The following is a 12903-nucleotide window of genomic DNA, read 5'->3' on the forward strand; positions in this document are numbered from 1 at the left end:
TCCTGTTTGTGTGACGGTGAAAAACTGTTTTTATCAGACGGTTTCAATCATTCGCACAATAATTGATAGCGTCTTTTTATTCTTCGCGTATAATCTAGCGGTTAAATTCAATTCACCCTTTTCTCTTTTAATTAGACCTATAATTAACAACATATTATGAATAAGTTATCTCCAACTATTGGTTTTGTCAGCTTAGGCTGTCCTAAAAATTTAGTCGATTCAGAGCGCATTCTGACTGAGCTGCGTACACAAGGCTACCGAATCATCCCTAGTTATGAAAACGCCGATCTGGTCATCGTCAATACCTGTGGTTTTATTGATAGTGCCGTGCAAGAGTCGCTCGAAGCGATTGGCGAAGCGCTCAATGAAAACGGTAAAGTGATCGTCACCGGCTGCCTTGGCGCAAAAGAAGATCAAATCCGTACGGTGCATCCCAAAGTTCTGGAGATCTCAGGCCCACACAGTTATGAACAGGTACTGGCACACGTCAATAAATATGTGCCGAAACCGGAGTATAGCCCACTCACTAGCCTGATTCCTGATCAAGGGGTTAAGTTAACCCCAAAACATTACGCCTACTTGAAGATATCCGAAGGCTGTGATCACCGTTGTACCTTCTGTATTATTCCCGCTTTACGCGGCGATATGGAGAGCCGTCCGGTGGGTAGCATCCTTGATGAAGCCAAAAGACTGGTAGATAGCGGCGTGAAAGAGCTCTTAGTCATTGCCCAAGATACCTCTGCTTATGGCGCCGATATTAAACATCGCACCGGATTTTGGAATGGCATGCCAGTGAGAAGTGATATTACCCAGCTATGTACGCAACTGGCCAATTTAGGTATCTGGGTTCGTCTGCACTACGTTTATCCTTATCCCCAAGTCGATGATCTGATCCCACTAATGGCGGAAGGTAAAATACTGCCTTATTTAGATATTCCACTACAGCATGCCAGTCCAAAGATACTCAAATCGATGAAACGGCCAGGCACCATTGAGCGAACCCTGGAAAGAATTAAACAGTGGCGTGAAATTTGTCCGGAAATCACCTTACGTTCGACATTTATTGTCGGTTATCCCGGTGAGACGGAAGAGGATTTTCAGATGCTGCTTGATTTCTTAACCGAGGCACGTTTAGATCGTGTCGGTGCATTTACTTACAGCGCTATTGAAGGTGCCGCCGCTAATAACTTACCGGATCAGGTGCCAGAAGAGGTAAAACAGGCGCGCTATGAACGATTTATGTTGTTACAACAACAGATCTCAGCACAAAAATTACAAGAGAAAATAGGTAAAACCCTCACCGTTATGATCGATGAGATCGATGAAGAAGGCGCGATTGGCCGCAGTATGGCTGATGCACCGGAAATTGATGGTGTGGTTTATTTAAATGAAGAGAAACGTTTCCGACCCGGTGATATCGTGCAAGTTAATATTGAACATGCCGATGAGTATGATCTGTGGGGCAGCGTTAAACAGTAGTTGCTACGGATGATGAAAAATAGTTATTGGAAAGAAGTAAAAATTATCATGGCCTTGGCGATTCCGGTCATGATAGCGCAAGCCTCACAATCGGGGATTATGTTTGTCGATACCATTATGGCGGGCCATTATAGTGCCACCGCTCTCTCTGGTGTCGCACTCGGTTCCTCGATCTTTTGGCCGGCGGTGTTATTTGCTCAAGGTCTGTTATCGGTGCTTACGCCGATTATTGCCCATCTCAATGGACGGGCACAGCGTGATCAGGTTGCCGATCATACCCGTCAGGGTCTGCTACTGGCGGTGATTTTATCTGCGCTAATCATGTTCATCCTTTATCATGGCGATAAGATTATTTTATTTAGTAATCAGGGTAAAAGCGTCAATACTGAGATGCTGAATGTGGCTGTCGATTTTTTACGTGCAGTGATGTGGGGTGTACCCGGATTTTTATTTTATCTGGTTTATCGCAATCAATGTGAAGGTTTATCCAATACCAAACCCGCTATGGTCGCCGTGTTTACCGCTTTAGTAGTTAACATTCCGATCAATTATGTCTTAATTTATGGGAAATTGGGGCTACCTGAGTTTGGCGGTAAAGGTTGTGGTATCGCAGCCGCTGTAGTCTTTTGGTTACTGTTTTTCATCTTACGTGGCTATACCCTGATGGCGCGTAATCAACGCGATATTCGTCAAACCCCGATGAAGCAACTGTTTAATCAAGAGATAATGAAACGGATCATTGTTTTGGGTCTGCCGCTGGCTTTAGCCCTATTTTTTGAAATCAGTCTGTTTGCGATTATCGCGATCTTGATTGCGCCACTTGGCCAAAATGCGGTCGCCGGTAATCAGATCATTTTTACAATTAGCAGTATGACATTTACGATCCCACTCGCCCTGTCAGTAGCAACCAGTATTCGGGTCGGCTTTTTGCTTGGCGAACAAAAAGTGGCACAAGCGAAACAAGCGGCCTATATCAGTTTGGTCATCTCTCTCTGTTTAGCGATTATCGTGGCGCTATTTTTATTGACCTTTAAACACTATATTATTGGCCTGTTTACCCAAGATATCCTGGTGATTGAGATCTGTCTACAATTAATCATTTTACTGGCTATCTATCAGTGTTCTGATTACGTACAGATTACGGCTAACAGCGTCTTAAGAGGCTATAAAGATACCAAGAGCATCTTTATTGTCACTTTTATTGCTTATTGGGTGATTGGTCTACCGGCCGGCTATATTCTAGGTTTAACCAATCTGGTGGTGCCAGCTATGGGTCCGGCGGGTTTCTGGATAGGGATTATCATTGGCTTAACCATGTCAGCGATTTTATTACTCTCCCGCATGCACTGGCTACAAAACCAACCGATAGCCAATATCTTGAAAAAGGCTGATCGCTAAGCGCGTCAAATCCCAGCAGAATAGTGATGGCTATTCTGCTTGGTTGCCACTGCCTCATCAACGCTAACAAATAGTTTCTTCTCGGTGATATGTCTTTGCTAATATGACATTCCACTGATATTCTGGTTCTGCATCATCATTCAGAGCTTTTATCTGTTTAGGATACTTCCACTTTTCTGCATAATTTCTGCACTCATTACTATCCATCATTATGGATAATCGCTTATATAATCGCCAAACAGTCTTAAAATGGCTAAAATTCGCCTTTTTTTGATTTTTTTACTTGATAGTCATGAGATTAGCCGTTAATATTTGCGCCTGTAGTAATGATGTTTGTCACACACTATAATGCGTCCGTAGCTCAGTTGGTTAGAGCACCACCTTGACATGGTGGGGGTCGGTGATTCGAGTTCACTCGGACGCACCATTCTAGATTATCATGCAGTCTCTCAATAGATTAATTTTATTTCTACTATATTTTCCGTTTCCAGGCCGGCAATTTTTTCAATAAAATATAAGCCGTCTGTTTTGCTATCTCACTATCAATGCCTTGCTTATTCACCATAAAATCGGCCAGTATGGCCAAACGCTCATCGAAAGTATGCATCGAACCATCAGCATGCGCACAATGTTTACAGTAGTTTTTGGATATATCACACAGTGGATAGTCGGCAATCGCCGTCATCGGCATACCACACGCAATGCACATTTTCATCCGTTCCCCACCTCAATTGAAACTAAAGTAAAAATCGTACGCCTGGGTGAACTTAATTTCAAGTCCTCAGACAGAATAATTCGATAGCCAATCGACTAGCAGATTAATCACACGACAGCATAGCGCACCATATCGGCAACTTATAGGTAGCATATTGCCTTTAGGCACGATGATTAACACATGACGAATGCCTGATAATCGGGTAGAATCACGTTTTTTGTAAAATTAGGAAATCAAGATGACCGATACTATACCCAGCTGCCCTAAATGTCATAGCGAACATACTTATCACGATAGCACATTTTATGTCTGTCCGGAATGTGCCCATGAATGGGATCCGAATGTGGAAGCGGCACACAGTGATACCTTAGTCGTCAAAGATAGCAATGGTAATTTATTGGTTGATGGCGATGATGTGATTTTAACCAAAGATCTTAAACTGAAAGGCTCTTCAACCGTATTAAAGAAAGGGGCTAAAGCAAAAGGTATCCGTTTAGTGGAAGGCGATCATGAAATTGACTGTAAAGTTGATGGCATCAAGATCATGCTTAAGGCCTGTTTTGTGAAAAAAGCTTAGTCAGATAGGCTTAGTTCAACACAATGTCTTTTTGACGGGAGAGTAATCATCGATTGCTCTCCACAAACTTAAAACAGACCTAACTGATCGTCATCACTATGTTCAACAAGTTGCGCTAACATCGCCTTTTGCTGTTGTAGATAAAGATATTTTTTGCGTAATTCGCGCTGCCGGCAGAGTCTTAATATCTCTCTTTTTTGCTCATCATTATAACTTAACCAGTTAAATCGTTCTTCTCGAGAACGTTGACAAGCCAGACAATAACCCTGCTTATCGCTTTCACAAACGCGGCGGCATGGACTCGGAATATCAAAAAACTCAATTTGATTGGGTTGCATAATGCGCAGCAAACTTTTTAGACGTTAACAGAATGAATTATTCTAGCGTATATTTTTAACGCAATAAATCAATTTATAGCCGGCTATCTTAATTGGCGAGTCAGAGATCGCCAATCGGTTGATGGGTTGCCTCAACACATTCACTGGTTCAGATGTCGATATAGGATGATGAGTGTTTATATTGACAAAAATTTTTTAGCCTGACCGCTTCCCTTGGTACTTTTTTTCACACTATAATAACTTCACCAATCATTCATGTAGCGACTATCATGCTAAGTTATCATACTGCCCAGTTAAGTGATTTACCGTTTATCATCGACGTTTATAATTCAACAGTCGCCAGCCGAATGGTGACCGCAGATACGCAGCCTGTCACGGTTGAGAGTCGATTGGGTTGGTTTGCACAGCATCATCCGCAAACACGACCACTCTGGTTACTAAAATGGCATGATAAAGCCTGTGGTTGGGTCAGTCTCTCCTCTTTTTATGGTCGCCCTGCTTTTAATAAAACCGCTGAAATTAGTCTTTATCTGCATACCGATTTCCGCGGCCAAAAGTTAGGTATACCAATTCTAGAATATGTCGAGTCCGTTTGTCCGGCATTAGGGATAGAGACTATCATGAGTTTTATTTTTGGCCATAATCACCCTAGCATCAAGTTATTTAAGCAAGCAGGCTATGCGCAGTGGGGATTTTTACCGACGATTGCCGAGTTAGATGAGACGAAACGTGATTTAGTTATTTTAGGCAAAAAAATAGTCGCTAATCTGGCCTAGTTTATACGCCTTTTTTGACTGATATTGACTTAAAAACGTCCTAAGCTACGACAAATGTTGTTTTACCTCTTCGATAAACGCTTGCCGTTCAGCTTGGCTAATTTTATCAATATTGCCTAAGTTAACATGCATAATCTGTTTTAAACCGAGGATTGCCAAGGTTCGGTCTATCAAAACATCCTGAATATAGTTGCCGATGACGGCAGTATCTGAGCCAGAAGTGGTAATAATAGTGGTTTTTTCAATATGGGATAACTGACCGATAATCCCCTTATCACCATCGACAAAAGCAAATGCCGCCAATAACACTTTATCTAAGAAACCTTTAAAAATGGCGGGCAACTCATACCACCAAATCGGACCGATGATGATCAGTTCACGGGTTTGGCGTAAATAGCCCTGATATCTTATAACCAGCGGATCTGATGACTGACCAGCTGCATATAACGATAAATCATGGCAACTTAACACTGGATTAAAGTTATCCTGATGAAGATCAATCAATTGATACTCAATGCTACGTTCCTGATACTGCGCCACCAGCGCATCAAGAATCGCTTGATTATAACTATCAGGCCATGGATGAGTGAAAATGATGGTCGGTTTCATAAAGAATAATCGCTCTTGTCTGGATAAAAATCTGTTTAAATTTACCACTTTTTTCTATAATTACCAGATGAATTACACTGTTTTCCAGCCAATACCGTGATAAAAAGTGTATATAGAATAGTGACAATCTGATTGTATCGGATTCAAAATAGCCTATAATAAATTTTTTTAATCTATATTTATATAGTTACGATAAACTGATTGCGTTTATCCAGATAAAAAATATTTTATATATTTTACTAGATTTATATTAAAATACACGTTTTAAGATTGAAAGCACTTTTATCAAAGCATTATTAGCGTCATAGTGAGGCAATCATCACTGAGCAACAGCAAAGGTAGGTTAAGTTGCGCGCAGGTGATGTTGTTTGATAAAACGTAGAGAGACCACGATGATGGCTTACCATCTTTGTTCACATGTCTCAATCTTTACCACAATATAAAGAAATTATGAATATTATTCTGACCACCATTAATGCGCGCTATGCCCATACCTCGTTGGGACTTCGCTACTTGTATGCTAATTTACAAGAACATCAGGCTTATACGACGATTTGTGAATACACTTTAGAACAGCGGCCTATCGATATCGTCGAGCAGTTACTGGCGCAAAAGCCAACGGTGATTGGGTTGGGTGTGTATATTTGGAATATTCAGCAGAGTACTGAGGTGGTCAGTTTACTCAAAGCTATTCGACCTGATCTGATCATTATTCTGGGTGGACCTGAAGTCAGTCATGAACAGCACTTAAATCCGATTGTGCAAACAGCTGATTATGTGATTACCGGTTGGGGAGAAGCGAGTCTACCCACCCTGCTCAGCGCAATAAAACAAGGTCAAATACCGACAGAGAAGATTATCAACGGTATTAGACTACCACTAAGCGATATTGCTTTTCCTTATGATTACTATACCGATACGGATTTAAAGCAGCGGATTTTATATGTTGAAGCGTCGCGTGGTTGTCCTTTCAAATGTGAATTCTGTCTATCCAGTATAGATGACGGCGCGAAGATGTTCAATATTGCCGATTTTATGCTTGAACTAGAGAAACTTTACCAGCGAGGTGCGCGTGCCTTTAAATTTGTCGATCGCACTTTTAATCTCAAAATTGAGCACAGCAAAAAGATTTTGGTGTTTTTCCTTAATAAGTTGAAACTGTTTCCAGAAGAGCCAATTTTTGCCCATTTTGAGGTCATCCCGGACTTTCTGCCTGATGAGTTAAAAACCCTGATAAAACAGTTTCCACCAGGTGCTTTACAACTTGAGATTGGTATTCAAACGCTCAATACTGAGGTACAAAAAAATATCTCGCGTCGCACTCATCTGGGACGTGCGAAACAAAATATTATGTGGTTATCAACCCAGACTGGTGCCCATCTACATGTTGATCTGATTGCGGCTCTACCTGGTGAGGATTTAACCAGTTTCGCCAAAGGATTCAATGAGCTTTGGACATGGCATCCGCAAGAGATCCAGCTGGGTATATTAAAGCGTTTAAAAGGCACTCCAATCGGTAGACATATCGCAGAATATCAATATGTCTATGATAACAATCCGCCGTTTAGTGTGTTACAAAATCGCGATATTAGCTTTAGTGATATGCAAAAGCTGACACGATTAACCCGTTTTTGGGATCTGATTGTCAACTCGGGCCGTTTCCCCCATGCTGTTCCGTTGTTATTAAGAGATAAGCCATTTGAAAATATGTGGGCATTTAGCGAATGGCTATTTGGTACGATTAAACAGACACATCAAATTGCACTCACCAAATTGACTGAATATCTGTTTAACTGGTTGATGCAGCAGCCTATCTCGGCCATTGATGTGTTACAAGCTGTCAGCGCTGACTTTGGCCAAATGGGTATTCAGGGCTGGCCTCACTATCTAGGACCGGCACCAGCTGATTGGCGAGTAAAAATAAATCAAACTAAGCATAGTCAGGGAATAACGAGACAAAAAAGACACATAACCGAATAAAAAAGGAGAGATCACCACAAAATAAGAAAAAAAAGCTTGTGAATTATTATAAAAATAATTAAAACTAATCTGGCTATAGCAATGTAAATAGCAACGATTTTAGTTTTTAACTAAAATTCGGCTTATTGCAGATGATAAGACGAACATAAATCATGGTTTATGATAAGTATAAATGCTCTTAAAATAACAATAATTAATATTTATAAATATACTTTAGTTAATAATATATTACTTCAATCATTGGGTTTCATATTATAGGAATTACTATTGGTATCTTATGCATTAACAAGGACTGGAAGTTACTATGAAAACAAAATTAAACTATGCCGTATTGACTTTTAGAGATCGGCTCAGTACAACCATGCAGGGCCTGAATGTTTCAGCTTTTGCCAAAAAATGTGGTATGTCCGAAACGGTTATCCGTGATTATCTGTCAGGTAAAACATTCCCCTCTTTAAATCGTTTAGCCACCATCTCAGAGAAATGTAATGTTTCTTATAGTTGGCTTGCGACAGGTTATGACATTATTGATCCGCCGTTAGAGGATGAAAAGAAAGTCTACAATGAAAAAATTATCCGGGTACCTACCTATGCTAAGCATCTACCGGATATTGAGCTTGCTAAAAAGATGAAATTAATCCGTGATACGCCACCAACGATGACCTATCCGGTGTTAGAGGGTTGGGTTGATTTTCGCGGATTTGAGCCACATAAATTAATTTCATATTGGTGTAAAGGTAAACTGTTAGCGCCTGATATCAAAAATAATGATTGTTTAATTGTCAATACTGAATATGGTGAGATTATTGATGGTGATATCTATCTGTTAGAATATGAAGATATTACGCTGGTGAGAAAAATACAAAAAACTGCGGATGGTTGGTTATTATCTTGCAATACAGATCAACATGTCGCCATACAGATCAATCAATCTAATCAGGATAGGCTGCAGATTATTGGTCGAGTTGTACTGATAACACGTAATATTTATTAATATAAAAAAATCTATTGAGGATAAAACATCAGCAATTAATTAGACTCAAACCGATTATATCAATAAAACGGCGTTAATTTGATCGCCGATAATGATGATTGATTATATCTGACACGGATGTTTAGCATAATCGATAAACACAATTAACATGATGAAGACGTCACATGTTTATGTTTCTCTCTTGCCTTTACGTCCGGTTTCTTCTCTCTTCCAGCAGCCTCTCACTAGACATTTAATCCAATGACTATTCAGTTTACTTTTCAAACAAAACAGCATAATCATCGTTTTTTAATGGCAAGAAAGCACTAAAAAACACATTTTAATTTAAATTAATCGTAAAAATAAATTATTTCAATTCAAAAAGCATGAATAGCCAAACCTCAGTTTGCATTCACTGCCAAGGGAATATAAAATAATGCCTAAGTAACATTCAGACATAACCGCTGGTAATTTAAAGAGAAAAGACAATGAAAAGACTTTATACTAATACACTTTACTTTTTAATTGTTGCATTATTAACTATTTATACTGTGGCATCATTGATGAATTTTCATGTTTCATCTGTGCAGGCTAATTTCTGGCCGGAAGCCACGACTAAATTTTATAAAACCCATGATATCTATCGTGGTGTCATCACCAAAAATATTGGTAATGCTTAATTAATAGCAATAAAATAGCTCACCACGTATCAATATACTTAAAGTACCGGGAAGATTAAAAGCACGAAAAGGTTACTTAATATTCCCTTATCTTAAGTACAACAATACTCTAAAATAAACTAAGCCTGTTTCACCGCAATTGAATGATTGATGGTATTTTTTTGCTTGAACTTTTAACGCAATTAATTGTATAGTCTTTTTAATTATATTGCAGCAAATCAATTTATTTTTTATCTTATCAGGTAATCTGTTATGTATAATCAGTCTATCATAGCCAGAAATATTGATATTAAAGCCCTCAACAAAGTAGATCTGTAGATTAAGCTATTTTATTGAGAGATAAAAAAAGGGAGTCTTGCGACTCCCCTATTACTCACAACTTAACGTCTATAGTTCGTTTTTAGAACTACCGGTTGTTAAAAACTCATTGAGATTATCATAAGTATATTCAATCATATTACGGCAAGCTTCATCAGTGTTACTGCCCACATGTGGTGTTAATAACACTCTTGGATATAAGCTAACTAATTCATCAACAACCGCATTACCGGTTGATTGCTGATTAAAGTTATGATTAAAAATAGCACTTTCATTCTCTAATACGTCAGCACCATACCCGTCAATTTTACCCGCTTTAATGCCATCAATAACGGCAACGACATCAACCAGTTCACCACGACCACAGTTAACCAAAATCGCATTATCTTTCATTTTGCTGATAAACGCATGATTCACAAAGTGATCGTTTTGACCTTTGAAATACGGCATATGGATACAGAGAATATCCGCGTTAGCAATAACGTCGTCAAGCTCTCTGAACTCAACCACCTCTTTTGCTGCATCACTTTGATAGACATCATAACCTAACACTTCAGCACCAAGACCTTTAAATAGTTTTGCTGTGGTTAAACCAATACGGCCAACACCGAATACACCGACTTTAAGTAAACGCACTTCACGGCTAAAATAGTTACCATGGACAGTGAAGTCAGCTTGACGGGTAGCATTAGTCATTGCCGCAGTATGTCTTAATAGCATCATTGCAAGCGTTAAGGTTAACTCAGAAATCGCATTTGGCGAATAGCCTGGTACACGGGCTAGTTTAAAGCCTAAACGTTTCGCTTCCGGCACATCAATATGATCAAATCCAACCGTACGGGTTAATAAAAACTCAACACCCATCGTTTTCATGGCGGCTAAATTTTTAGCTTTAGCATTACAGTTGCCACGCAGCATCACTGCATTATGGCCTTTAATCAAATCAACGTTATCTTCAGTTAACAGCGCTTCAACTAAGGTTAATTCATAGCCATATTTATTCAGTTGTGAAAAATAGGTCTGTTCATTTTTTCTGGCACCAAAGCATATCATCTTAATCTTTTGCATCATTATCGCCCCTTAGTTAAATAAATGAATACTTTTGAGAATTTCCAGTAATAAAATAATACATGGAATCACAAACACCGCAACCACTGTCGCCACTAAACTACAATTCGATGCGGTAATGGCTTCACGATCAAACTTGATAGCATAAGCTACTGCAACTGTCGCTGGTGGTGTTGCCATCATAATGGCTGAAACCGCCACTGACAGGAATGAAATAGGGATAAATAAATTGACAATCAATAAACCGACAGTCGAAAGAATCGGCACTAACATCACTTTAGTAATGGTATATAACCAAGCAGTTTTATTAGAGAATGCTTCACCAAGACTAATTTGACCTAAGGTGGCACCAATCGCTAACCAGGCAAGTGGAGAGGCTAAAGCAGATAAATAAGTCATTGGTTTATAAAGCCAGAATGCTGTCTGATCAATACGTAAGAAAGCATAAGACTTATTGCCGATCTGAACATGCGGTAAATAATCCTGGAAAATCCAGATAAACAAACCAAGGAAGGTCGCTAAAATAATCGGATTTAATACCATCTGTTTGATATTACTGGTACTCATTTTTAAACCACTAAAACTAATATAGCCCCAGCTGTATAAGAATACGCGATATGAAATATTAAAGATTGAGGCATAAAGTACGCCTTCTGCGCCATAAATCGCGCCGATAATCGGAATACCAAAGAATGTTGTACTGCCTAAAGTGGTTAATACCACTAACGCCTGTTTCTTATCACCGCTATATTTAGCATAATAGAGTTTCATTAAGAAAATCAGTGAACCTTGGATTACAAAGCCCCAGATTAACACGGTCAAACCACGCAATAATTTTTCGCTGTCGATATCTTGCATAAAGCTGTTAAAGCTTAATGCCGGTAATGCTACCGTTAAGACCGCCAAACTTAAATTTTTAGCCACCACATCATTAAAAATCTTTTTCTTCGTTAGATAAAAACCTAAAAGAATAATTAATAATGAGCTTGATATTGCCCCTATAATATTATTATTGCCCAATACTGTTTGAAAGATATCAAACAAATTTAGTTCTGTCATACAAATCTCCGAGTTTAAAATTGCGTGCAATATAGCAAAAAAATAGCGTCAAAAAAAGGGAATTTTTAATCGGACAAACCCACTTTTATTGTATGTGATTATTCGGTTTTCTGTTTTATATTGAACGTTCATCGAATGGGTTAATCAACTTAATCTTTTTTCTCAAAAATAGGCTGAGAATTCGCTTTCGAGAAATCAATTTTTTGCTTATTATGCCAGTACGCAAAATTTCGCTTAATAAGATTAGCTATCGACGGTGCCACAATATGCTTTATCATTTAAGAGATCAATAATATTGCGGTTATTTGATAGTATATTTTATTCGTGATTACGATTCCTTTAATAATCAACAAAATTGGATCGTTTATTATTTATATAATCTCTGATGAAAATTTATCTAACAGGAAGTGATAAGATGAAACAAACCGTTACTGTGATAGGCTGTATTGTACTCTGTTTATTTGTCGGTTTTACCGCCAGCCAGTTTCAAATGGACGCCATCAAGTATTGGTATCCTTTGCTCAATAAGCCACCGTTAACCCCACCGAATCTGGTTTTTCCTGTCTCCTGGACGTTACTTTATATTTTGATGGGTATCGCCGGCGGACTATTGATCAACAAACGGGCTGCACGTGAGCAGGTGGTGGTTAAGCTATTTTTTTTACAATTAGTCTTTAATTTTCTCTGGAGCCTGCTTTTTTTCTACTATCAAAATCCCCTCTTAGGTCTGCTCGATATTGTGATACTGGATATTGTCGTGTTTGTGTTAATCAAACAAGCTTACCGATACAATAAAATCAGCTTCTGGCTATTAGTGCCCTATCTACTTTGGATTTTGTTTGCCACTTACCTGAACGGGTCGATTGTGATACTCAATTAAGCTTAGCGCATTGACTTATCATTACCGAGTTTGTATGCCGTTTGCTGGGTAGC

13 protein-coding genes and 1 tRNA gene are annotated in these 12903 nt (G+C 38.9%); 9 read left to right on the plus strand and 5 right to left on the minus strand.

Going from position 1 to position 12903, the window contains the following annotated elements:
* The first annotated feature begins 156 nt into the window (after positions 1-156).
* The 3 genes from rimO (at position 157) to RHO15_07510 (ending at position 3304) form a co-directional block, all read left to right on the plus strand.
* Positions 157-1479 carry a 30S ribosomal protein S12 methylthiotransferase RimO gene (gene rimO, locus RHO15_07500; GenBank protein ID WVD63322.1) on the plus strand — a complete coding sequence of 441 codons (1323 nt, stop codon included), beginning with the start codon at positions 157-159 and terminating at the stop codon, positions 1477-1479.
* A 9-nt stretch (positions 1480-1488) separates the two neighbouring features.
* On the plus strand, positions 1489-2877 hold the full coding sequence (locus tag RHO15_07505) for an MATE family efflux transporter (protein WVD63323.1): 1389 nt from the start codon (positions 1489-1491) through the stop codon (positions 2875-2877).
* Positions 2878-3227: 350 nt separating this feature from the next.
* Positions 3228-3304, plus strand: a tRNA-Val gene (locus RHO15_07510).
* A 45-nt stretch (positions 3305-3349) separates the two neighbouring features.
* Here the strand turns inward: RHO15_07510 and RHO15_07515 are convergent.
* A complete protein-coding gene (locus RHO15_07515; GenBank protein WVD63324.1) occupies positions 3350-3592 on the minus strand; it encodes a zinc ribbon domain-containing protein in 243 nt (80 codons plus the stop codon).
* Positions 3593-3830: 238 nt separating this feature from the next.
* Here RHO15_07515 and RHO15_07520 point away from each other — a divergent pair, with 238 nt between their 5' ends.
* Positions 3831-4169, plus strand: coding sequence for a zinc ribbon domain-containing protein YjdM (locus RHO15_07520; GenBank protein ID WVD63325.1), 339 nt, complete (start codon positions 3831-3833; stop codon positions 4167-4169).
* A 68-nt stretch (positions 4170-4237) separates the two neighbouring features.
* Here RHO15_07520 and RHO15_07525 read toward each other — a convergent pair whose 3' ends face one another.
* The gene (locus tag RHO15_07525; protein WVD63326.1) at positions 4238-4507 is read right to left on the minus strand and encodes a DUF1289 domain-containing protein; all 270 of its coding nucleotides are present in this window, start codon (positions 4505-4507) and stop codon (positions 4238-4240) included.
* Positions 4508-4776: 269 nt separating this feature from the next.
* On the opposite strand from RHO15_07525, the gene RHO15_07530 reads away from it, so the two are divergent.
* Positions 4777-5283: an N-acetyltransferase family protein gene (locus RHO15_07530; protein ID WVD63327.1), complete on the plus strand. Its 507-nt coding sequence runs from the start codon at positions 4777-4779 to the stop codon at positions 5281-5283.
* Positions 5284-5328: 45 nt separating this feature from the next.
* On the opposite strand, the gene RHO15_07535 is transcribed toward RHO15_07530, so the two are convergent.
* Entirely contained in the window at positions 5329-5892 is a 564-nt protein-coding gene (locus tag RHO15_07535; GenBank protein WVD63328.1) for an NAD(P)H-dependent oxidoreductase, read from the minus strand.
* A gap of 450 nt (positions 5893-6342) precedes the next feature.
* Here RHO15_07535 and RHO15_07540 point away from each other — a divergent pair, with 450 nt between their 5' ends.
* The 3 genes from RHO15_07540 (at position 6343) to RHO15_07550 (ending at position 9525) form a co-directional block, all read left to right on the plus strand.
* A complete protein-coding gene (locus RHO15_07540) occupies positions 6343-7872 on the plus strand; it encodes a DUF4080 domain-containing protein (protein ID WVD63329.1) in 1530 nt (509 codons plus the stop codon).
* A 304-nt stretch (positions 7873-8176) separates the two neighbouring features.
* Positions 8177-8866: an XRE family transcriptional regulator gene (locus tag RHO15_07545; protein WVD63330.1), complete on the plus strand. Its 690-nt coding sequence runs from the start codon at positions 8177-8179 to the stop codon at positions 8864-8866.
* A 467-nt stretch (positions 8867-9333) separates the two neighbouring features.
* Positions 9334-9525, plus strand: coding sequence for a hypothetical protein (locus RHO15_07550; protein ID WVD63331.1), 192 nt, complete (start codon positions 9334-9336; stop codon positions 9523-9525).
* 387 nt (positions 9526-9912) lie between these two features.
* Here the strand turns inward: RHO15_07550 and RHO15_07555 are convergent, their stop codons facing one another.
* Both RHO15_07555 and RHO15_07560 read right to left on the minus strand, forming a co-directional pair.
* Entirely contained in the window at positions 9913-10914 is a 1002-nt protein-coding gene (locus RHO15_07555; GenBank protein ID WVD63332.1) for an NAD(P)-dependent oxidoreductase, read from the minus strand.
* 9 nt (positions 10915-10923) lie between these two features.
* Entirely contained in the window at positions 10924-11970 is a 1047-nt protein-coding gene (locus tag RHO15_07560; GenBank protein WVD63333.1) for an AEC family transporter, read from the minus strand.
* Between the two features lie 415 nt (positions 11971-12385).
* On the opposite strand from RHO15_07560, the gene RHO15_07565 reads away from it, so the two are divergent.
* Entirely contained in the window at positions 12386-12850 is a 465-nt protein-coding gene (locus tag RHO15_07565; protein ID WVD63334.1) for a TspO/MBR family protein, read from the plus strand.
* Positions 12851-12903 lie beyond the last annotated feature (53 nt).

This window comes from Orbaceae bacterium lpD01, from assembly GCA_036251705.1.
Lineage (GTDB): Bacteria > Pseudomonadota > Gammaproteobacteria > Enterobacterales > Orbaceae > Utexia > Utexia brackfieldae.